This window comes from Streptococcus oralis subsp. tigurinus, from assembly GCF_002096275.1.
GTDB lineage: Bacteria > Bacillota > Bacilli > Lactobacillales > Streptococcaceae > Streptococcus > Streptococcus oralis_CN.
Genome location: NZ_NCUG01000014.1, coordinates 1 through 21,698 on the forward strand (window position 1 = coordinate 1; position 21,698 = coordinate 21,698).

The following is a 21,698-nucleotide window of genomic DNA, read 5'->3' on the forward strand; positions in this document are numbered from 1 at the left end:
AGCTGTGTTGTTTCGAATGGTTCCAAAACCGATGGATTTGATAGATGGTTGAAAGAACCGTTTTAGAGCTGTGTTGTTTCGAATGGTTCCAAAACCGATGGATTTGATAGATGGTTGAAAGAACAGTTTTAGAGCTGTGTTGTTTCGAATGGTTCCAAAACCGATGGATTTGATAGATGGTTGAAAGAACAGTTTTAGAGCTGTGTTGTTTCGAATGGTTCCAAAACATGAACAGTATCTGCAACCACAAACGCTTTGTTTTAGAGCTGTGTTGTTTCGAATGGTTCCAAAAAAAGCTACTCATTTTTTGAGTAGCTTTTTAACTATTCCATCCCTTACACATAGCTCATTCCCTTATAGCAAAGGAAAATAGCTAGTGCGATAAAAAGTACAGTTGCTCCGATTCGCTGGCTAGTACTATACATCTTTCTCTCCCATTTAACTGGGAAAATGACTGCTAGAAAGGCACCGCCTACTGCGCCACCAATATGCCCTGCTAGGCTGATTCCTGGAATCAGAACACTTCCAATGATATTTATCACGAAAAGTGTCAGGTAGGATTGCCCTAACTGCTGGATATAGGGGTTGCGAGTTGCGTAACGCAAGACGATAATCGCAGCAAATAATCCATAGAGAGAAGTGGAGGCACCTGCTGCTAGGACTTTCGGTGTGAAAGCAAAAACAAAGAGATTGCCCATCATTCCTGATAAGAGATAGAGAAGGAAGAACTGCTTGGAGCCGAAAATCTCCTCCACCTGTTGTCCAAGAAAGTAGAGTGAAATCATATTGACAATAAAATGCTCCCATCCAATATGCACAAATATAGCCGAAAAAAGGCGCCATATCTGCTCAGGGAACAGGCGAATGATCGGTCCATACATGGCCCCAAACTGAAGCAAGGTATCTGCTCGTTCAAAATTTAAACCTGTAAGAACCAACATCAAAAGAAATACCAATGCCGTTACTAGGAGGAAGAAACTAGTCACAGGATAGCGTTTATCAAAGATTTCCTTCATAGATTAGCACCTCCTGGACGGGAATATCATGGTCTTCCAAGTTAAACTCCTGAACCTGACAAGGATAGATTGTACTCAGGCTCTGCCCAACAAAATGTTCCAGATAGCGGTCGTAGTAGCCTCCACCATATCCAATCCGATAGCCCTCTGTTGTAAAAGCCAAGCCCGGAACATGAATTAAATCAATCTGAGAGGCATCCACCACTTCCATGTTCCCTTGTGGTTCCAGTAAACCAAAGGAGGTTTTTTTCAACTGCTGCGGATCGTAGACCACAAACTCCATGCGCCCCTTGGGATAGGTTTTGGGTATCAGAACCTTTTTGCCATCCTTCAGTGCCTGCTCGATCAATTCTTGCGTTTGAAATTCATGTGGAAAGGAGAGATAGGTTGCGATGGTCTTGGCTTCTTGGTAAAAGGGGTGACGTAAGAAACGCTCGGTTAAAGCTCGATCCATAGCCTGTTTTTGTTCCTGAGATAGAGCCTTCATTTCTTGCAAAATTTTCTTGCGTAGTTCTGCTTTCATAGACAATTCCTCTACTCTGCTGCCTTCTTTTTCAGGAAACTAGAGACCGCATCTACCCCAATGGCTAAGGCTTCTTCCTTAGGGCTCATCTGAGGATGGTGAAGGGCGTAGGGACTATCGATACCTAACCAAAACATAACCCCATCAACCTTTGAAAGAAGATAACCAAAGTCCTCACCAGTCATAGCAGGCTCGATATCAATCAACTCAATCCCGTCTTTTTCTTCAAAGAAGTCCATCAGTTCACGCGCCAAGGCTGGATTGTTCTCAACAGGTAGGTAGCCTCCTTGCTTGAGTTCCACTTCAACTTCCATATCAAAGGCTGCTGCAACACCTTCTGCTACTGTCTTGACTCTTTTTTGTACTAATAGGCTCATGTCCTGAGTCAAGGCGCGAATGGTTCCGTGTAAAAATGCTGTGTCTGTAATGACATTGTTGGTTGTTCCAGCTTGGAAAAGACCAAATGTCACCACTGCTCCCTCGATTGGATTAACATTGCGGCTGACCACTGACTGCACCTGGGTCACAAAGTAACTAGCAGCCACCAAGGCGTCATTGGCCTCATGCGGAAAAGCTGCGTGTCCTCCTTTTCCTTTGAAACGAATCTTCACCTCACAAGTCCCTGCAAAGAGTGTATGAGTATTGGTCGCGATCTGTCCGACCTTCAAATCTGGACGAACATGAAGGCCATAGAACTGGTCTGGTAGCCAGTCCCCAAAAGCACCATCCTCATACATGAGCATACCACCGGCTTCATTCTCCTCAGCAGGCTGAAATAGGAAGAGCAGATTATTCTTGGGTTGCTCCTCAAGGGAGCGCTCAAGACAGCCCAAGGCAATAGTCATATGAAAATCATGGCCACAAGCATGCATGCGACCTTGGTGTTGAGAAGCAAAAGGCAGGCCTGTTTGTTCGACGATAGGCAGGCCATCAATATCTGTCCGCCAACCAATGGTCCGCTCCGGCTGACTTCCCTGCAAATATACCAAAATTCCTGTTCGCCAAGTACGAACTTGAACAAAGTCCTTGCCCTCAATCAATTTCTCAATCACATCCAGCAAATAAGCCTGAGTCTCGAACTCCTCCAAGCCAATCTCTGGAATCTGGTGTAAATCTCGTCTAGTCTGAATTAAATCTAACATCTATCGATCCTCCTTTTGATAGAAGAAAGAGGCTGGAAAAAGGGTTCCGCCTCTTTTTTACTTTTGCAATTACAAGGTACGAAGCGCATCCTCAAGCGCTGTTTTTTGTTGGGTTTGGGCATCAATTTCTTTGATGATACGAGCTGGAACACCTGCTACTACAACGTTTTCTGGAACATCTTGGGTAACAATAGCTCCTGCTGCAACAACTGAACCACCGCCGATTTGGACTCCTTCAATAACCACTGCATTGGCACCGATAAGAACATTGTCTCCGACGCGGACTGGTTCAGCACTAGCTGGCTCAATCACACCTGCCAAAACTGCCCCTGCACCAACGTGGCTATTTTTTCCAACGATAGCGCGGCCACCAAGGATGGCACCCATATCAATCATGGTTCCTGCACCAATTTCAGCACCGATATTGATAACAGCTCCCATCATGATAACAGCATTGTCACCAATTTCAACTTGGTCACGGATAATAGCACCTGGCTCAATACGAGCGTTAATCGCACGTTTATCTAGCAAAGGAACTGCAGAATTACGAGCATCTTGCTCAACAACATAGTCTTGATTTTCTACCAAACCTTCAAGAAGCGGAGCGACATCCTTCCAGTCTCCGAATAAAACATTTCCTAGTTTGACAACAGAGATTGGCACAGCAGTTGCGAGTTCTCCTTCAAAGGTTACTTTGACACTGGTTTTCTTTTCAGCATTGGCGATAAATTGGATAATTTCTTGAGCGTTCATTTTTGTAGCAGTCATAGGCGTCTCCTAGTTCATTTTAATGATACCTATTCTACCAAAAAAGACTTTAAATTTGAAGCCTCAACTATCAAATAAGCACCTTTACTTGGCTTGTTTTGCTTCTTCCACAGATAAGAAAATCATTGGAACGATAATCAACACCATAGCTAAGGCCAAAAAACCATCCATGACCAATCCCAGAAAAAGAACACTTAATAGAGCTGAAGAGAGAGGCTCGCTAGCGCTCACTACAGAGACAACGAGAGGGGAAACGAGAGAGACAGCCTTCATAGACAGGAAGAAGGCAAAAGCAGTACCAAATACGGCAATCGTCAGACAAATCAGCACACTTACTAGATCCACTTGAAAACTTATCCGATAAATAGGGTAAAGGAAATTACTAAAGAGCCCTGCCAGAATCATCCCCCAACCAACAGTCGGAACAAATCCGTAGCGCCGTGCAAAACGCTGAGGCAGGATAACATTAAACATGACCCCTACTGCACTGAGCAAACCTGTCACTAGAGCCAAAGGTGTCATGGACAACTGGGATAAATCCCCTTTCGTAGCCATCAAAAAAACACCTAGCATGGCAATCAAAACATAGAACACAGCTGTAATTGAAGCTTTCTTCTGGTAAATGAGGCGATTGTAAAATAGGATAAAAACAGGGCTGATAAATTGCAAAATGGTCGCCGTCGTTGCATTGGAATACTCAACGCAGAGATAGAAGAAAAACTGCACAGAAAAAATACCTAGAATAGCATAGGCTAAAAAAGGTAGATAATTTTTCTTATCACGCCAGATGTCCAACAAGCGGCTACGCAACTGAAAAGCAGATAAACCTAAAACCAAACTCCCCGCCACTAGTAAACGCATAGAAGTAATCCATCCAGAAGACACTGGATAATGAGTGAAAAAATACTCTCCTAAAATCCCACAGATCCCCCAGATTAGGCCTGAGAGTAGCGAGTATAGTGTTCCCTTAACAATCTTTTTCTGATAATGATTCATATTATTATTGTAACACGAAACCAACAAAGAAAAAAGTAGCAACAAGGTCAAAATTAAGATAACCTTGCTGCTACTCTATCTTAACGATTAAATAGACGTGAACGTCCTGAAGAGCCACTCTGAGTATTTCCACTCGAACTTGTTGTTCCCGAACCGCCACTTGAGCTTGGAGGAGTTACTGCAGGAATGCTTCCTAGAATATTCTTCCAAGCATTCTGATAATCTGCATCGCTTCCTCCAATAGCGAAGCGGTAGGCGGTTACTGGCGCCCCTTCTTTAGTAGCCCAGTAACTTGTTACGGTAGAACCGGAAACGTTAACTTCTTTGCCATTAATTGAAACCTTGCCCGGCTTCTCCCCTGTCGACTTGAGAACTTGTGACTTGGTCACACTTGAGTCAAGATTAAAGCGCTCATTCCCCCAAATGCCAGGTTTTGCTTGTTGAATAGCATTAACCAAGTGGGCCATATAGTTGGCATTGCGGTAGTGGCCCGCCCCTTTGGCTAGTGGTCGGTTGTCATCGTGACCTAGCCAGCCACCCAAGGTCAAGCGAGGCGTAGAAAGCATAAGCCACATGTTTTCATCTTCATTGGTTGTACCAGTTTTTCCAATCCAGTCGGCGCTAGCGAGGCTTGGATTGATGGTAGACAAGTCTGTCTGGAAACTTGAGGTAATCCGAGATGAAATAACATCGCGAAGCAAACTTTGCATAATGGTCGCTGTCGCTTTTGAGTACACTTGGACAGGTTTATCCTTGTGCTCGTATACCACTCGACCATCTGTTGACTCGATCTTCGCAATCATATGTTTCTTATGGTAAACTCCGTTGTTGGCCAGAGTCTGATATCCGTTAGTATGCTGAGCAACTGTAACATCAATTCCTCCGCCCATCGGTAAACTCTCAATACCATATTCTGGGATTTCGTAACCCATTTTTTCCATATACCCCTTGACATCAACCCCCTTCTCTCGAAGTGTACGATAAGTCCAGTAGGCTGGGATATTCCATGAGTAGTTAAGGGCCTCCCCTAACGTCATCATGCCCGTACCAGGACTATTGACATACATGATGGGATTGCCGTTTGAAAAGTTGGTCGGATAGTTTGATAAGATACTTGCACTTCCCATCAGACCTTGGTCAATGGCAATACTGTAAGCCAATATCGGCTTAGTAGTCGAAGCAGGAGAACGTTTTGTGTCGATAGCGTGGTTATTCTGATTTTTTTGATAATTGCGACCACCGACAAATCCAAGAATAGCTCCCGTTTGGTTGTCCATGAGGACATTCCCCACCTCAGGCTGGCCTGTCGAATCATCTAGCAGATAGCCGTAGGTCGCAACCGCATTTTGCATCGCAGTATGAACATTTTTATTGATAGTTGTCGTAATCTTATATCCACCATTTTCAATTTCCTTAGTCGCTAAATCACGATAAGCTTTCTGGATGGATTCATTCTTTTGCTCTTGTACAGAAACATTATCTCTCTGAATCAGGTAGTCATACATCCGATCAGTAGCTTCTGCCAAGGTTGCGAAGTAGAGATAGTCACGCGAAGTACCGCTGACACTACCAGATGGTAAGAAGTCTTTCTTAAAATCATAATCCTTGTACTTGTCGTAATCTTCCTGACTTAGAGCCCCTGTCCGGTACATATTATAGAGAACATCTCTAGCCCGTTTGATCCCCAGAGCCAAATCCTCCTCACTCTTCATACTACCGTCAGATTCATAAGGGGAGTAACTGATTGGGCTCTGTGGCAATCCTGCAATAAAGGCTGCTTGAGGGACCGTTAAATCCGAAGCCTTAACCCCAAAGATTCCTTCTGCAGCCTGTTGGGCACCTGCAATATTTTGGCCTTTATGATTGCGACCAAAAGGAGCAATATTAAGGTAGGTTGTTAAAATCTCATCCTTACCCATAGCCCGCTCTAAAGCTAGAGCATCAATGATTTCTTTGGCCTTACGAGCTAGAGTGGGAGCATCCCCCACCACTTGCTGCTTGATAACCTGCTGAGTCAAGGTCGAACCACCACTGGATGACCCCAGACCGACAAAAGTTCCCAGGGTCGCACGAATAACGGCCTTAGGCACGACTCCCTTGTGCTCGTTGAAATTCTCGTCCTCTGTCGCAATGATAGCCTTCTTAAGATTGTCTGAGATAGCATCTGAAGCGACTGAAGTGCGCAACAAATCGCCCTCGATCGAGGCAATGGTACTGCCGTCAGAATAAGTGATTTCTGAGATAGAGGCAATATCCTTCACTTGCTTGACCAACTCTTCTGCTTGAGGGACCTGGGCCTTGTCAAATAGAGCGACTCCATAACCCATAGCCACCCCAGCACCAAACAGTCCACCGATAAAACCTAGGATAAAGAGAGTATTAAAAACTATTTTAAACCCACTCAAAACCTTAGCAAAATTAGATCCTGCCCTTCCAACTTTGTCAGAAGAGGTCCCCTTTTTACCGGTTTTCTTATTAGCCAGTTTTTCTGCTAGTCTTTTCTTCCATTTTGCAATTCGTTGCATTAGCTGCTGGAAAAAATGCAGCATTTTTGTTTTTAATTCATTAATTCTTTCTTTCATGAATGTCCTCGCTTTCTCTATTATACCATAAAAGGGAAACTTTCAATAAAATAGCCACTTTCTTCCCTATTCTACTAGGCTATTAATCAAGTTTGTGATACAATAGGTAGAAACAATATTTTATAAAGGAGAAAAGACACATGCACATTTTTGATGAGCTAAAAGAGCGTGGTTTGATTTTTCAAACGACTGATGAAGAAGCTTTGCGCAAAGCCCTAGAAGAAGGTCAAGTTTCTTATTATACCGGCTATGATCCAACTGCTGACAGCCTTCACCTAGGCCACCTTGTCGCAATCTTAACCAGTCGTCGCTTGCAGTTAGCAGGTCACAAACCTTATGCGCTCGTTGGCGGTGCTACAGGTCTCATCGGAGATCCGTCCTTCAAAGATGCTGAGCGTAGTCTCCAAACAAAAGACACAGTGGATGGCTGGGTCAAGTCTATCCAAGGACAACTTTCTCGCTTTCTTGACTTTGAAAACGGTGAAAATAAAGCTGTCATGGTCAACAACTACGACTGGTTTGGCAGCATCAGCTTCATTGACTTCCTCCGTGATGTCGGAAAATACTTTACCGTCAACTACATGATGAGCAAGGAGTCTGTGAAGAAACGGATCGAAACAGGGATTTCTTACACTGAGTTTGCCTACCAAATCATGCAAGGGTACGACTTCTACGTCCTTAACCAAGAGCACAACGTAACACTACAAATCGGTGGTTCTGACCAGTGGGGAAATATGACCGCAGGTACCGAATTGCTTCGTCGTAAGGCTGACAAGACTGGTCACGTTATCACTGTTCCACTCATTACAGATGCAACTGGTAAGAAATTTGGTAAATCAGAAGGAAACGCTGTTTGGCTCAACCCTGAAAAGACTTCTCCATACGAAATGTACCAATTCTGGATGAATGTCATGGACGCTGACGCTGTTCGCTTCTTGAAAATCTTTACTTTCTTGTCACTAGATGAGATTGAAGACATCCGCAAGCAGTTTGAGGCTGCTCCTCATGAACGCTTGGCTCAAAAAGTCTTGGCTCGTGAAGTCGTGACTCTTGTCCACGGAGAAGAAGCCTACAAAGAAGCCCTCAACATCACTGAGCAACTCTTTGCTGGAAACATCAAAAACCTTTCTGTCAAAGAACTCAAACAAGGACTTCGTGGAGTGCCAAACTACCAAGTACAGGCAGACGAAAATCACAACATCGTAGAACTCCTCGTATCTTCTGGTGTGGTTAATTCAAAACGTCAAGCCCGCGAGGATGTTCAAAATGGAGCTATCTACGTCAACGGTGATCGTATCCAAGACCTTGACTATGTCTTGAATGACGCAGATAAGTTAGAGAACGAACTCACTGTTATCCGTCGTGGTAAGAAAAAATACTTTGTATTGACTTACTAAACTGTTCAACATTTATCTATAAACAAAGGAGTTAACCTCGAGAAAGGTAACTCCTTTTTGCTGTTAATAACTCTCATCTATCTATTTTTAATAGACAGACTACGCAAGACAATGCGCAAGGTTGTTAGATTATGTAAGATAGAGAGATTTGAAGGACTGAGCCAATTAAACAAGCCAAAGCCAATCAAACTACTATTTACGACAACGGTATCTTGAATATTCTTCTTGATGAGTATTTGCAAAGATGATGATAGCGAATCCAACTCTTGGAAGAAATCCAAGCGATTATCTAACAATAAGATATCACTCATCTGCTTAGAAATATCTGCGCTTTCATTCATCACCACACCGATATCTGATAGGGTTAGAGCCGCTGAGTCATTCAATCCATCTCCAACCATCAAAATAGTGTGACCTGCTTTCTGCAGTTCCTCTACTAACTCAAATTTCCCATCAGGTTTCAAGTCTGTATAGACCTGATCAAAGGGCAAATCTTTGACTAATTCCTCTGTTCTAACCAAGGTGTCCCCTGTTGCCAGAATCAATTTTTTCCCTTGTGCCTTAAGTTTCTCCAAGGCTGCTTTTGCTTCTTTTCTCAAAGGAGTATGAATGCAGAACATTCCAATCAATTCATTCTGGTAGGCTAAGAATAAGAGATTGTAGTGATTCTTGTACTCTTCAATCAAAGCATGTTGTTCCAAACTAATATGAATCTGCTCATCCTGCATCAAGACATAATTTCCAATAACAACTGGTTGGCCATCTATATGGGATTTGATTCCCTTACTTGCGATATATTGGAGTTTCCCATGCATTTCCTCATGTTCAATCCCCTCTATCTCGGCTTGTTTGACAATGGCATTAGCAATAGGATGATAAATGTGTTCCTCAAGACAGGCACTGATTCTGAGAATATCTTCCTCGCTATAGTCCCCAAAAGGTAACACCTTTTCAACTATAGGATAGCTAGTTGTGATTGTTCCTGTCTTATCAAACAAGAAAGTATCAACTTCCAGATATTTCTCTAGAACATCCCCATCCTTAATCACCATTTCACGGTTCAACCCCTCTTTGATAGCTGTCAAATAAGCTACAGGAGTAGAGATTTTCAAAGCGCAGGAGAAATCAACCAATAGGAAAGAAATAGCCTTAGAAAAAGAACCTGTCAATAGGTAAGTCAGTCCAGCCCCCAAGAAATTATATTTGACGACCTTGTCCGCCATTTTGATGAAATAGCGTTGTTTCGTTTTCTTGTTTTCTTCAGATTTCTTCATCAACTCAATCAGTTGTAAAACCCGGCTGTTCATCTGATTATCGGTTACACGAATGCGTAACTCTCCAGTTTCTAATACTGTATTTGCACAAACCAAATCAGACTCTCTTTTTTCAACTGGAAAACTCTCTCCCGTCAAGGAACTTTCGTTGACCATACCTAAACCTGAAACTACTTGTCCATCAAACAGAATTTCATTTCCTTGAGATAAGACCAAAACATCTCCTATTTGAACATCGGAACTCTTGATACTAACAACCGTATCGCCCTGTACTAGGAATACATCGCTCTCTTTTGCAAGAAGACTCTGTTCTAAATCTGTTGCAGTTTTTTTCAAGGACCACTGATCTAAATGATTCCCCAAATCAAGCATAAACATGATGTTGCTAGCAGTCTTGGATTGGTTCATAAACAAAGACAATAAAATAGCCGAACAGTCCAAAACCTCCATCGTTAGTTCCTTACGCGCTAGGGTCTGATAAGCTTCTTTGACATACCCCAGAGCCTGATAACAAGTCCATATATAGCGAATAGGAGACGGTACAAGACTACGAAAAAGCACACGCTTAATCGCTGCACCTGAAACAATAGAATAGGCACTATCTTCTCTACGAATGGGAAGAGTCATCAACTCAGAAACTTTCCCTCTATCAATTCTTTTTAAAAAGGCTTCTGCATTATCTAATACAGAAAAGCCTTCTTTTATACGTAGAGTAAAGTGCTGTTGATCCATGTAAAACTGGATAGACTCAATTCCCTTTTCATCTCTCGCCAAGGAACGAAGATAGTCTTGAATATCCAAGGTGAGTGAAAAAGAAGATGATAGTCGGATATGTTGGTATCCTCTATGTAGCACTTTAAAAGACATATTATTCCCCTATCAGGCTATCTAATTGCTCTTCTTTTTTCTCTTGCTCATACAAATATTTAGCATCTTGCAAGACATCGTCTCCATGTTGCTTCACAACAGAAACAGACGCATCTAGCTCGTCCTTCAATTTGTAAGCCTTAGCCAAGGCTTTAGAATAACCTTTTTTAGCTTCCTTACTTGCTAAGATTTTCAAACCAAGAGTGCCAAATGCTACACCACCCAAAAAGAGTGATGATTTTTTCGCAACTTTTGCGACGGTCAATACTTCTTTTAACATACTTATTTCCTCCTTATCATTATTATATAGCAATTTAGATATAAAAGCAATTTCATTCTATAAATTGGAGAATTAATTTTATTTCTACTGAATCTCCCATCTACTTATTCCTAAGGTTGCTTTCATCTGCCTCTTTTGATACACTTAAACTATGAATACAAATCTCAAACCCAAACTTCAGCGTTTTGCGTCTGCGACTGCCTTTTCCTGTCCTATCTGTCAAGAAAATCTGGCTCTGGTGGAGACTAGTCTCAAATGCTTCAATCGTCATTCTTTTGATTTGGCGAAATTTGGCTATGTCAATCTGGCACCGCAAATCAAACAATCCACCAACTACGACAAGGAAAACTTCCAAAATCGCCAACAAATCCTAGAAGCTGGCTTTTATCAAGCTATTTTAGAAACCATCTCAGACCTGCTTACAAATTCTAAAACTAGCCAAACAATTTTAGATATCGGTTGTGGCGAAGGTTTCTACTCTCGCAAACTACAAGAAAGTCACTCTGACAAAACCTTTTATGCCTTCGACATCTCCAAAGATTCTGTCCAGATCGCTGCTAAGAGTGAACCCAACTGGGCAGTCAATTGGTTTGTCGGTGATCTGGCTCGTCTTCCTATAAAAGATGCCAGTATGGATATCCTGCTTGATATCTTTTCGCCTGCCAACTATGGAGAATTTCGCCGCGTTTTATCCAAAGACGGTATCTTGATCAAGGTCATCCCAACCGAGAATCACCTCAAAGAAATCCGCCAAATGGTGCAAGACCAGTTGACAAAGAAGGACTATTCCAACCAAGATATCAAAAATCATTTCCAAGAACACTTTACCATCCTATCTAGCAAAACTGCCTCTCTGACTAAGGCAATCACAGCAGAGCAGCTCCAAGCCCTACTCAGCATGACACCTCTACTTTTTCATGTCGATCAAAGCAAGATTGATTGGAGCAACTTGACAGAGATTACCATTGAAGCAGAGATTCTGGTTGGGAAAGCACTGTAAATTAGTTTAAATATGAAAAAACGCACCTTAAATAGATGCGTTTTGTTTTACAATCTGATGTAATGAATCTTAGTTCAAGTGCCAGATATCTTCGTTGTACTGTGCAATTGTACGGTCAGATGAGAAGAATCCTGCTTTGGCAATGTTGACGATGACTTTATCCAACCATGCGTCACGGTTTTCGTAGTCAGCAAGCATTTGCTCTTTCACCTTGATGTAGTCTTCCAAGTCAAGGAGAGTCATGAACCAGTCTTTGTTGATCAATTCGTTGTGAAGACGTTCCAAGCGTTCTTTCTTACCTACTGCAAGAACAGCGTCGCTGACGATGAAGTCAACCAATGGTTTGATGGCTTTGCGTGCGTAGAATTCGCTTGATTTGTATGCTGCTTTTGCGTAAAGGTCAATAACAGTTTCTGAATCTTCTCCAAAGATATAGATGTTGTCGTCGCCAACCAACTCAGCGATTTCCACGTTAGCTCCGTCCATAGTACCAAGAGTCAAAGCTCCGTTCAACATGAATTTCATGTTACCAGTACCTGAAGCTTCTTTAGAAGCAAGTGAGATTTGTTCAGAAATGTCACATGCTGGGATCAAGAAGCTTGCTGCAGTAACGTTATAGTTTTCAACCATTACGACTTGCAAGTGTGGAGCTACTTCTGGATCATTTGCAATCACTTCTGACAAGCAAAGGATCAAGTGAATGATGTCTTGGGCAATTGTGTAGGCAGGAGCTGCTTTACCACCAAAGAAGACTGTGATTGGGCGAGCAGGGATGTTGCCAGCCTTGATATCAAGGTATTTGTGGATGACATACAAAGCGTTCATTTGTTGGCGTTTGTACTCGTGAAGACGTTTGATTTGGATATCAAAGATAGAGTTTGTATTGATTTCCACACCTTGGTGATCTTTCAAGTGACGAGCCAATTTACGTTTGTTGTGAGCCTTGATGCTTTCCAATTTTTCTTTGACAGCTGCTTTGTCTTCGTAAGACAAGAGTTTTTCAAGCTCATCTGCTTCATGGTGCCATCCCTCTCCAATAATCTCATCCAAGTAGTGAGATAGTCTTGGGTTGGCATGCATGAGCCAACGACGGAATGTGATACCGTTTGTTTTGTTGTTGAATTTTTCTGGGTAGATGTCGTAGAATGCTTTCAACTCAGAGTTCTTCAAGATTTCAGTGTGGAGGGCTGCTACCCCGTTAACACTGTATCCGTAGTGGATATCCATGTGAGCCATGTGTACACGGTCGTTTTCATCAATGATTTGAACAGCTGGGTCTTTGTATTCTGCTTTCACACGACGGTCCAATTCTTTGATGATTGGTACCAAGTGAGGAACCACTTCCTCCAAGAATTCAAGAGGCCATTTTTCAAGGGCTTCAGCAAGGATTGTGTGGTTTGTGTAGGCAGTCATGCTACGAACGATAGAGATTGCCTCGTCAAGTTCGATACCACGTGCAGTCAAAAGACGAATCAATTCAGGGATCACCATTGATGGGTGAGTATCGTTGATTTGTACAACTGCGTAGTCCGCAAGGTCATGCAAGTTGCTTCCTTTTTCGATCGCTTCGTCAATGATCAATTGCGCACCGTTTGAAACCATGAAGTATTGTTGGAAGATACGGAGCAATTCACCTTGCTTGTCGCTATCGTCTGGGTAAAGGAAGAGAGTCAAGTTGCGAGCGATATCTGTCTTGTCAAAGTTGATACCATCTTCGATGATAGAAGAATCAACTGAATCCAAGTCAAACAAACGCAAGCGGTTCTTTGTTGCTGTCTTGTAACCAGGTACGTCGATATCGTAAAGAGTAGATGTCAATGTGAAGTGTGCGAATGGCACTTGGTAGCTACGGCTTGAGCGAACCAACCAGTTTTGCTCTGTCAACCAAGCATTAGGAATCGTTTCTTGTTGGTTGTTTTTAAGAACTTGTTGGAAAAGACCAAAGTGATAGTTCAATCCAACACCGTCACCATTCAAACCAAGTGTAGCGATTGAGTCGATAAAGCAGGCTGCCAAACGTCCCAAACCACCGTTACCAAGTGATGGTTCCAATTCTACTTCTTCGATTTCGATCAACTCTTTACCGGCATCAGCAAGTTCTTTTTTCACATCGTCGTAAAGACCAAGGTTGATCAAGTTGTTTGACAAGAGTTTACCAATCAAGAACTCAGCTGAGATGTAGTAAACTTTTTTCTTACCAGTGTTGACTGGTTTTTGGCTGCTAGCAAGCTTGCTGTAGTTGAGAAGAGCAAGGTAAAGCTCTTCATTGCTACATTCTGCAATAGTTTTATTGTAACGCTTTTGTACAAATTCTTTTAATGGTAACATTTTTGTGTCTCCTGATATTGTCTTATTTCTTTAATTCTACCAAATTTTCATTAATTCGGCGATAAATTGTAGTCAAGTCAAGCAAAGTTTCTTCAACAGCTGGTGTGAGTTGGTCTGCTGTCATACGCCATGACCAGTTTCCACCAAGAGTAGATGGGTAGTTCATGCGAGCCGCCTCATCTAGTTCTAGCAAGTCTTGCATGGTTGCAATAGCCATGAAGCTCACTGATGAAAATACTGTACGAAGCATTGCGTGCGGCACTGTTTCATACTCTTTACGGTTGGTGTAACGCGCCATGTACTCACGAGTTGGATCATCGATCTCATTACGGTACCAACCAAGAACTGTATTGTTATCGTGTGTTCCTGTGTACATAACAGAGTTAGCAGGTGCCAAGTGTGGGCTATCGATACTTTCGTCTTCTGGGTTGAAGGCAAATTGAAGAATCTTCATCCCTGGGAAGCCAGTACGTTCGCGCAACTCGATAACTTCATCTGTCATGAAACCAAGGTCTTCCGCGATGATGTTTAGCTCACCAAGCTCTTCCTTAACGGCTGCAAAAAGCTTGTAGCCTGGACCTTTCACCCATTTACCAGGTGCTGCTGTATCGGAACCAGCAGGAATTTCCCAGTAAGATTCGAAACCACGGAAGTGGTCGATACGAACGATATCATAGATTTTGAAGCTTTCGCGCAAGCGTTCAACCCACCATTTGTAACCGTCTTTGTCCATTGCTTCCCAGTCGTAGATTGGGTTTCCCCAAAGCTGACCAGTGGCAGAAAACTCATCTGGTGGGCATCCTGCGATGCAGGTTGCTTTACCAGTGGCATCTGTCTTGAAGAGATGTGGATTTGCCCACATGTCGCTTGAATCCTCCGCAACATAGATTGGCATATCTCCAACAATTTCGATGTGGTTGTCGTTAGCGTAGGCTTTCAATTTCAACCATTGTTGGAAGAAGAAGTATTGAGTCACACGGTGGTAAACCAACTTGTCTGCCAATTTCTCACGGTAGCTTTCAAGTGCTGAAGCTTTACGAGCACGAGCGTCTGCATCTGGCCATTCTGTCCAAGCAAGATTGTCAAAATGCTCTTTGATAGCCATATATTCTGCGAAGAGTTCAAGCCATGATTGGTTGTCTTGAGCAAACTTCTCAAAAGCTTTGACGTCTCCCACTTCCAAGAAACGTTTAACTGCTTTTTCTAAAAGCGGACGACGTGCGTAATAAATCTTCGCATAGTCGACTTCCGATGCATCACTACCAAAGTCAACACCTTCAAGATCTCTAGCTTCGAGCAAGCCTTGCTCTACCAAGATATCAAGGTCGATAAAATGCGTATTTCCAGCAAAGGCTGAGAATGATTGGTATGGAGAATCTCCATAGCTTGTTGTCCCAAGAGGGAGGATTTGCCAGTAACGTTGCTTGGTACGAACCAAGAAGTCAACGAAATCATAGGCAGTCTGACCAAATGATCCAATCCCGTATGCTCCTGGTAGAGAAGAGATGTGCATCAACACACCACTTTGACGTTTTTTCATAATAGCACCTCATGTGTTTGTTATAAAACGTTGCGCAATCAAGGCGCAAACGTTTGCGTTAAGTTAAGTATAGCGTATTTCAAAGACAAATGCAAGCGTTTTTAAAAATTTTTTTGAATTATTTTTATCTAACTAAAACTTATTCCCACTGATATTTTACGAAATAAGCGAAAAAAATTTTAAAGATTTTCTGATTTAAGATAATTCATTCCCAATATCTGCTCTATTTTCTGAAAAACCGAGCCGAATTTACGCAATCGTTTTCCTAATATATTTTCAATTCAAGAGAAAGAAAGATTTAAAGTTTTTTTCCTATATAAGGGCATTGACAAATGTTTGAAACCTTAAAATTTTTTTAAAAAACTTTTTAAAAACGCTTGCAACCGTTTTCTATTTGTGCTATACTAAGCTCATAAAAGAAAACGTTTGCGTTTTCTAAATAAATTATACTGTTATTCTTTAGGAGGAATACACTATGTCATCTAAATTCATGAAGAGCGCTGCTGTGCTCGGAACTGCTACTCTCGCTAGCTTGCTCTTGGTAGCTTGCGGAAGCAAATCTGCTGACAAAGCTGCTGATACTAGCTCTTCAGAAGCAAAAGAACTTACTTTCTACGTTGAAGACCAATATAAAGCCTTCGCTGAATCTGCTGCAAAAGCTTATGAAAAAGAATCTGGCGTAAAAGTTACCATCAAAACAGGAGACCAAATGGGTGGTCTTGACAACCTTTCTCTAGACAACCAATCTGGTAAAGCTCCTGACGTTATGATGGCTCCATACGACCGTGTAGGTAGCCTTGGTACTGACGGACAACTTTCAGAAGTAACTCTTAGTGATGGTGCAAAGACAGACGATAAAACAAAATCACTTGTAACGGTTGGTGGTAAAGTCTATGGTGCTCCAGCTGTCATCGAATCACTCGTTTTGTACTATAACAAAGATTTGCTTAAAGAAGCTCCTAAAACATTTGCTGATTTGGAAAACCTTGCTAAAGACAGCAAATACGCTTTCGCTGGTGAAGATGGCAAAACAACTGCCTTCCTAGCTGACTGGACAAACTTCTACTACGCATACGGACTTCTTGCTGGTAATGGCGGTTATGTATTTGGCCAAAACGGTAAAGATCCTAAAGATATCGGACTTGCAAACGACGGAGCAATCAAAGGTATCGAATATGCTAAATCTTGGTACGAAAAATGGCCTAAAGGTATGCAAGATACTGAAGGAGCTCCAAACTTAATCCAAACTCAATTCCAAGAAGGTAAAACTGCTGCTATCATCGATGGTCCTTGGAAAGCTCAAGCATTCAAAGATGCTAAAGTAAACTACGGCGTTGCGACTATCCCAACTCTTCCAAACGGTAAAAACTATGAAACATTTGGTGGTGGTAAAGCTTGGGTTATCCCAGCAAGCACTAAGAACCTTGAAGGAGCTCAAAAATTTGTAGACTTCCTAGTTTCAACTGAACAACAAAAAGCATTCTACGATGTAACAAACGAAATCCCAGCTAATACTGAAGCTCGTACTTATGCTGAAGGCAAAAAAGATGAGTTGACAACAGCCGTGATTGAACAGTTCAAGAACGCTCAACCAATGCCAAACATCTCTCAAATGTCAGCTGTTTGGGACCCAGCTAAAACAATGCTCTTTGAAGCTGTAAGTGGTACGAAAGATGCGAAAACAGCTGCTAACGATGCTGTAACATTGATTAAGGACACAATCAAACAAAAATTTGGTGAATAATTGATTTGTTCAAGGGGGGTGGAAGCAAAATCCCCCTTTGAATTTATAGATACGCCTATTATTATACGTACGTATCTTACGATTGAATCCGAGTTTTATCTCGCATCCTATGAAAGGAGTAATCATGGAAAAACAACAGCCTCGCAAAGCAGCCTTGCTGTCAATCATTCCTGGTTTAGGACAAATTTATAACAAACAAAAAGCGAAAGGATTTATTTTCCTTGGTGTTACTGTCTTATTTGTTCTGTATTTTCTAACACTTGCAAGCCCTGAATTGAGCAATTTGGTCACTCTTGGTGACAAACCTGGTCGTGACAATTCACTTTTCATGCTGATTCGTGGTGCTTTCCATTCTATCTTTGTTGTCGTCTACCTGCTCTTTTACATCTTTAATATCAAGGATGCACATACGACTGCTAAACGTATCAATAACGGTATTCCTGTGGCTCGTACCTTCAAGGATATGATTAAAGGTATTTATGAGAATGGATTCCCATACCTTTTGATTATCCCATCGTATGTAGCGATGACCTTTGCAATTATCTTCCCTGTTATCGTAACATTGATGATTGCCTTTACCAACTATGACTTCCAACACTTGCCACCAAACAAATTGTTGGACTGGGTTGGTTTGACCAATTTTACGAACATCTGGAGCTTGAGCACCTTCCGTTCAGCCTTTGGTTCTGTTCTTTCTTGGACCATTATTTGGGCCTTGGCTGCTTCTACCTTGCAGATTGTCATTGGTATCTTTACAGCAATCATTGCCAACCAACCATTTATCAAAGGAAAACGTATCTTCGGTGTTATTTTCCTTCTTCCTTGGGCTGTTCCAGCCTTCATCACTATCTTGACATTCTCAAACATGTTTAATGATAGTGTCGGTGCCATCAACACCCAAGTCTTGCCTCTTTTGTCTAAGGTCCTTCCTTTCCTAGATGGAGCTCTTATCCCTTGGAAAACAAATCCAACTTGGACTAAGGTTGCCTTGATTATGATGCAAGGCTGGCTAGGATTCCCATACATCTACGTTTTGACCTTGGGTATCTTGCAGTCTATTCCTAACGACCTCTACGAAGCGGCTTACATCGATGGTGCTAATGCTTGGCAAAAATTCCGCAACATCACTTTCCCAATGATCTTGGCTGTTGCAGCTCCAACATTGATTAGCCAATACACCTTTAACTTTAACAACTTCTCTATCATGTATCTCTTTAATGGTGGAGGTCCTGGTACTGTCGGAGGCGGAGCCGGTTCAACTGATATCTTAATTTCATGGATTTACCGTTTGACAACAGGTACATCTCCTCAATACTCTATGGCGGCAGCTGTTACCTTGATTATCTCCATCATTGTCATCTCTATCTCTATGATTGCATTCAAGAAACTACACGCATTTGATATGGAGGACGTCTAAGATGAATAACTCAATCAAACTCAAACGTAGACTGACTCAAACCCTCACTTACCTCTACTTGATTGGCCTATCAATCGTGATCATCTACCCACTTTTGATCACCATCATGTCCGCCTTCAAAGCAGGTAATGTCGCAGCCTTTAAACTAGATACTAACATCGACTTCAATCTTGATAACTTTAAAGGGCTCTTCACCGAAACCTTGTATGGCACTTGGTACCTTAATACTTTGATTATTGCCTTTATTACAATGGCTGTACAAACAAGTATCATCGTACTTGCTGGTTACGCCTACAGTCGTTACAACTTCTTGGCACGTAAACAAAGTTTGGTCTTCTTCTTGATCATCCAAATGGTGCCAACTATGGCCGCTTTGACAGCCTTCTTCGTTATGGCTCTTATGTTGAACGCCCTTAACCATAGCTGGTTCCTCATCTTCCTCTACGTCGGTGGAGGTATTCCGATGAATGCTTGGCTCATGAAAGGCTACTTCGATACTGTGCCAATGTCTCTAGACGAATCTGCAAAACTAGATGGTGCTGGACACTTCCGCCGCTTCTGGCAAATTGTTCTCCCACTCGTTCGCCCAATGGTGGCTGTACAAGCTCTATGGGCCTTCATGGGACCTTTCGGAGACTACATTCTCTCTAGTTTCTTGCTTCGTGAGAAAGAATACTTTACTGTTGCCGTTGGTCTCCAAACCTTCGTTAGCAATGTGAAAAACATGAAGATCGCCTACTTCTCAGCAGGTGCTATCCTCATCGCTCTTCCAATCTGTACACTCTTCTTCTTCTTACAAAAGAACTTTGTTTCAGGACTTACAAGTGGTGGCGACAAGGGATAATCTATCCCTGCCACCCTTTTTTCATTTTGGAGCTTGTTGCTAAAGCTACACGATTGGGCACACGATCGCAAATAGTAGCAAAATCAGCTTTTCAATAAGCAATTTATCTACTAGACTTGAAATAAAGCACATTTCTCTATATAATAATACTCATATAGAAAACACTTTTAGAAAGATGCCTATGCTTCCATATCCATTCTCGTATTTCTCTAGTATCTGGGGATTTCGCAAGCCTCTATCAAAACGTTTCGGTCTCAACTGGTTTCAATTGATTTTTACCAGTATTTTCTTGATCAGCTTGTCTATGGTTCCGATTGCCATTCAAAACAGCTCACAGGAAACGTATCCGCTGGATACCTTTATCGATAATGTCTACACTCCACTGACAGATGAAGCGATCATGGATTTGTCGGAAAATGCACAAATCGTAGATGGAAAGCTGAACTACTCAGGAACTAAGAATCAACAACCTTCTCTTCTGATTGGACCGAGCCAAAGCAAAGAATTGCCAAAGGACCTACAACTTCATTTTGATACTGAAGAACTCGTCATCAGTAAGGAAAGTAAGGAACTGACTCGTATTCGCTACCACGCGATTCAAACAGAGAGTTTCCAGAGTAAGGAAAGTTTAACCCAGGCTATTTCTAAAGACTGGTACCAACAAAATCGGGTCTATATCAGTCTCTTTCTCGTCCTTGGTGCAAGCTTCCTCTTTGGATTGAATTTCTTCATTGTCTCTCTTGGAGCTAGCTTTCTCCTTTATATCACCAAAAAATCACGCCTCTTTTCATTTAGGACTTTTAAAGAGTGCTACCATTTTATCTTGAACTGTTTGGGATTACCCACTCTGATTACGCTTATTTTGGGACTTTTTGGCCAAAATATGGCAACCCTTATCACTGTACAAAATATTCTTTTTGTTCTGTATCTGGTCACTATTTTTTACAAGACACACTTCCGTGATCCAGATTATCATAAATAGGAGATTTTTATGCCCGTTACGATTAAAGACGTGGCCAAGGCAGCAGGTGTCTCACCTTCAACTGTTACCCGCGTTATTCAAAACAAATCAACGATTAGTGATGAAACCAAAAAACGAGTTCGCAAGGCGATGAAGGAGCTCAACTACCACCCCAATCTCAATGCTCGTAGCTTGGTAAGTAGCTATACTCAAGTTATCGGCCTAGTGCTCCCTGACGACTCGGATGCCTTTTACCAAAATCCTTTCTTCCCATCTGTTCTACGAGGGATCGCCCAAGTGGCATCTGAGAACCACTATGCTATCCAGATTGCAACGGGGAAAGATGCAAAAGAGCGGCTCAAAGCTATTTCCCAGATGGTCTATGGTAAGCGTGTAGATGGTTTGATTTTCCTCTATGCCCAAGAAGAGGATCCTTTGGTTAAGCTAGTAGCAGATGAGCAATTTCCTTTCCTTATCTTAGGTAAATCTCTATCTCCCTTCATTCCGCTTGTTGATAATGACAATGTCCAGGCTGGTTTTGATGCGACAGAATATTTCATCAAAAAAGGATGCAAGCGAATTGCTTTTATCGGAGGAACCAAAAAACTTTTCGTAACACAAGATCGTCTAATGGGTTATGAGTTAGCTCTTAAACAATACCAACTTCCTATTGATCCAAATCTGACCTACTTTGCGACCGAATTTCTTGAAGATAATGGTTATCGCTTTAGTAAACTTCTCTTCGAACATGATCCAAATATTGATGCTATTATTACTATTGATAGCCTTCTTGCTGCAGGGGTCTGTGATTACATCGCAAAACACCAACTGGATGTCCCTGTCCTCAGCTTTGACTCGGTCAACCCTAAACTGAACTTGGCAGCCTATGTTGATATCAATAGCTTGGAACTTGGACGTGTTTCCTTTGAAACCATTCTCCAGATAATCAACGATGCCAAAAACAATAAACAAATTTGTTACCGCCAGTTGATTGGGCACAAAATTATTGAAAAATAAAG

18 protein-coding genes are annotated in these 21,698 nt (G+C 42.0%); 7 read left to right on the plus strand and 11 right to left on the minus strand.

Features of this window, described 5'->3' with window-relative positions; genetic code table 11:
* The 7 genes from B7725_RS10025 to pbp1b form a co-directional block, all read right to left on the minus strand.
* Nucleotides 1–229: hypothetical protein (locus tag B7725_RS10025; RefSeq protein ID WP_205012938.1), on the minus strand; the 229-nt coding region annotated here is incomplete at its 3' end.
* A gap of 106 nt (nucleotides 230–335) precedes the next feature.
* Nucleotides 336–1,016 (minus strand): rhomboid family intramembrane serine protease, encoded by a 681-nt coding sequence (locus B7725_RS01400; RefSeq protein ID WP_084874239.1) that lies wholly within the window; start codon nucleotides 1,014–1,016, stop codon nucleotides 336–338.
* On the minus strand, nucleotides 1,000–1,539 hold the full coding sequence (locus B7725_RS01405) for a 5-formyltetrahydrofolate cyclo-ligase (protein WP_084874240.1): 540 nt from the start codon (nucleotides 1,537–1,539) through the stop codon (nucleotides 1,000–1,002). Before B7725_RS01405 ends, B7725_RS01400 begins: the two co-directional genes overlap by 17 nt.
* 11 nt (nucleotides 1,540–1,550) lie before the next feature.
* Nucleotides 1,551–2,681: an N-acetyldiaminopimelate deacetylase gene (locus B7725_RS01410; RefSeq protein WP_000885075.1), complete on the minus strand. Its 1,131-nt coding sequence runs from the start codon at nucleotides 2,679–2,681 to the stop codon at nucleotides 1,551–1,553.
* Nucleotides 2,682–2,750: 69 nt separating this feature from the next.
* On the minus strand, nucleotides 2,751–3,449 hold the full coding sequence (dapD, locus tag B7725_RS01415) for a 2,3,4,5-tetrahydropyridine-2,6-dicarboxylate N-acetyltransferase (RefSeq protein WP_084874241.1): 699 nt from the start codon (nucleotides 3,447–3,449) through the stop codon (nucleotides 2,751–2,753).
* Between the two features lie 84 nt (nucleotides 3,450–3,533).
* Nucleotides 3,534–4,445: a DMT family transporter gene (locus B7725_RS01420; protein WP_084874242.1), complete on the minus strand. Its 912-nt coding sequence runs from the start codon at nucleotides 4,443–4,445 to the stop codon at nucleotides 3,534–3,536.
* Nucleotides 4,446–4,525: 80 nt separating this feature from the next.
* Nucleotides 4,526–7,027: a penicillin-binding protein PBP1B gene (gene pbp1b / locus B7725_RS01425; protein ID WP_084874243.1), complete on the minus strand. Its 2,502-nt coding sequence runs from the start codon at nucleotides 7,025–7,027 to the stop codon at nucleotides 4,526–4,528.
* Between the two features lie 140 nt (nucleotides 7,028–7,167).
* Here pbp1b and tyrS point away from each other — a divergent pair, with 140 nt between their 5' ends.
* Entirely contained in the window at nucleotides 7,168–8,424 is a 1,257-nt protein-coding gene (gene tyrS / locus B7725_RS01430; protein ID WP_084874244.1) for a tyrosine--tRNA ligase, read from the plus strand.
* Between the two features lie 77 nt (nucleotides 8,425–8,501).
* Here the strand turns inward: tyrS and B7725_RS01435 are convergent, their stop codons facing one another.
* Both B7725_RS01435 and B7725_RS01440 read right to left on the minus strand, forming a co-directional pair.
* Nucleotides 8,502–10,565 (minus strand): heavy metal translocating P-type ATPase, encoded by a 2,064-nt coding sequence (locus tag B7725_RS01435; RefSeq protein WP_084874245.1) that lies wholly within the window; start codon nucleotides 10,563–10,565, stop codon nucleotides 8,502–8,504.
* A 1-nt stretch (nucleotide 10,566) separates the two neighbouring features.
* Nucleotides 10,567–10,845, minus strand: a complete 279-nt coding sequence (locus B7725_RS01440) for a DUF6110 family protein (RefSeq protein WP_000910909.1) — start codon at nucleotides 10,843–10,845, stop codon at nucleotides 10,567–10,569.
* 151 nt (nucleotides 10,846–10,996) lie between these two features.
* On the opposite strand from B7725_RS01440, the gene B7725_RS01445 reads away from it, so the two are divergent.
* A complete protein-coding gene (locus B7725_RS01445) occupies nucleotides 10,997–11,845 on the plus strand; it encodes a putative RNA methyltransferase (RefSeq protein ID WP_009729487.1) in 849 nt (282 codons plus the stop codon).
* A gap of 69 nt (nucleotides 11,846–11,914) precedes the next feature.
* Here the strand turns inward: B7725_RS01445 and glgP are convergent, their stop codons facing one another.
* Both glgP and malQ read right to left on the minus strand, forming a co-directional pair.
* The gene (gene glgP, locus B7725_RS01450) at nucleotides 11,915–14,173 is read right to left on the minus strand and encodes a glycogen/starch/alpha-glucan family phosphorylase (RefSeq protein WP_084874246.1); all 2,259 of its coding nucleotides are present in this window, start codon (nucleotides 14,171–14,173) and stop codon (nucleotides 11,915–11,917) included.
* A gap of 22 nt (nucleotides 14,174–14,195) precedes the next feature.
* On the minus strand, nucleotides 14,196–15,713 hold the full coding sequence (malQ, locus tag B7725_RS01455; RefSeq protein ID WP_084874247.1) for a 4-alpha-glucanotransferase: 1,518 nt from the start codon (nucleotides 15,711–15,713) through the stop codon (nucleotides 14,196–14,198).
* A 475-nt stretch (nucleotides 15,714–16,188) separates the two neighbouring features.
* Here malQ and B7725_RS01460 point away from each other — a divergent pair, with 475 nt between their 5' ends.
* The 5 genes from B7725_RS01460 to B7725_RS01480 all read left to right on the plus strand — a co-directional run bounded on the left by B7725_RS01460 (nucleotide 16,189) and on the right by B7725_RS01480 (nucleotide 21,696).
* Entirely contained in the window at nucleotides 16,189–17,457 is a 1,269-nt protein-coding gene (locus B7725_RS01460; RefSeq protein WP_084874248.1) for an extracellular solute-binding protein, read from the plus strand.
* Between the two features lie 124 nt (nucleotides 17,458–17,581).
* Entirely contained in the window at nucleotides 17,582–18,874 is a 1,293-nt protein-coding gene (locus B7725_RS01465) for a sugar ABC transporter permease (protein WP_162278990.1), read from the plus strand.
* A 1-nt stretch (nucleotide 18,875) separates the two neighbouring features.
* Nucleotides 18,876–19,718, plus strand: coding sequence for a sugar ABC transporter permease (locus B7725_RS01470; RefSeq protein WP_084874250.1), 843 nt, complete (start codon nucleotides 18,876–18,878; stop codon nucleotides 19,716–19,718).
* Between the two features lie 181 nt (nucleotides 19,719–19,899).
* Nucleotides 19,900–20,700 carry a DUF1189 domain-containing protein gene (locus B7725_RS01475; RefSeq protein WP_084874251.1) on the plus strand — a complete coding sequence of 267 codons (801 nt, stop codon included), beginning with the start codon at nucleotides 19,900–19,902 and terminating at the stop codon, nucleotides 20,698–20,700.
* A gap of 9 nt (nucleotides 20,701–20,709) precedes the next feature.
* A complete protein-coding gene (locus B7725_RS01480) occupies nucleotides 20,710–21,696 on the plus strand; it encodes a LacI family DNA-binding transcriptional regulator (RefSeq protein WP_001145418.1) in 987 nt (328 codons plus the stop codon).
* The last annotated feature ends 2 nt before the right edge of the window (nucleotides 21,697–21,698 follow it).

Coding starts and splice junctions, on each gene's coding strand:
- B7725_RS01400 (WP_084874239.1), bottom strand. CDS start 1,016: ATGAAGGAAATCTTTGATAAACGCTATCCTGTGACTAGTTTCTTCCTC.
- B7725_RS01405 (WP_084874240.1), bottom strand. CDS start 1,539: ATGAAAGCAGAACTACGCAAGAAAATTTTGCAAGAAATGAAGGCTCTA.
- B7725_RS01410 (WP_000885075.1), bottom strand. CDS start 2,681: ATGTTAGATTTAATTCAGACTAGACGAGATTTACACCAGATTCCAGAG.
- dapD (WP_084874241.1), bottom strand. CDS start 3,449: ATGACTGCTACAAAAATGAACGCTCAAGAAATTATCCAATTTATCGCC.
- B7725_RS01420 (WP_084874242.1), bottom strand. CDS start 4,445: ATGAATCATTATCAGAAAAAGATTGTTAAGGGAACACTATACTCGCTA.
- pbp1b (WP_084874243.1), bottom strand. CDS start 7,027: ATGAAAGAAAGAATTAATGAATTAAAAACAAAAATGCTGCATTTTTTC.
- tyrS (WP_084874244.1), top strand. CDS start 7,168: ATGCACATTTTTGATGAGCTAAAAGAGCGTGGTTTGATTTTTCAAACG.
- B7725_RS01435 (WP_084874245.1), bottom strand. CDS start 10,565: ATGTCTTTTAAAGTGCTACATAGAGGATACCAACATATCCGACTATCA.
- B7725_RS01440 (WP_000910909.1), bottom strand. CDS start 10,845: ATGTTAAAAGAAGTATTGACCGTCGCAAAAGTTGCGAAAAAATCATCA.
- B7725_RS01445 (WP_009729487.1), top strand. CDS start 10,997: ATGAATACAAATCTCAAACCCAAACTTCAGCGTTTTGCGTCTGCGACT.
- glgP (WP_084874246.1), bottom strand. CDS start 14,173: ATGTTACCATTAAAAGAATTTGTACAAAAGCGTTACAATAAAACTATT.
- malQ (WP_084874247.1), bottom strand. CDS start 15,713: ATGAAAAAACGTCAAAGTGGTGTGTTGATGCACATCTCTTCTCTACCA.
- B7725_RS01460 (WP_084874248.1), top strand. CDS start 16,189: ATGTCATCTAAATTCATGAAGAGCGCTGCTGTGCTCGGAACTGCTACT.
- B7725_RS01465 (WP_162278990.1), top strand. CDS start 17,582: ATGGAAAAACAACAGCCTCGCAAAGCAGCCTTGCTGTCAATCATTCCT.
- B7725_RS01470 (WP_084874250.1), top strand. CDS start 18,876: ATGAATAACTCAATCAAACTCAAACGTAGACTGACTCAAACCCTCACT.
- B7725_RS01475 (WP_084874251.1), top strand. CDS start 19,900: ATGCTTCCATATCCATTCTCGTATTTCTCTAGTATCTGGGGATTTCGC.
- B7725_RS01480 (WP_001145418.1), top strand. CDS start 20,710: ATGCCCGTTACGATTAAAGACGTGGCCAAGGCAGCAGGTGTCTCACCT.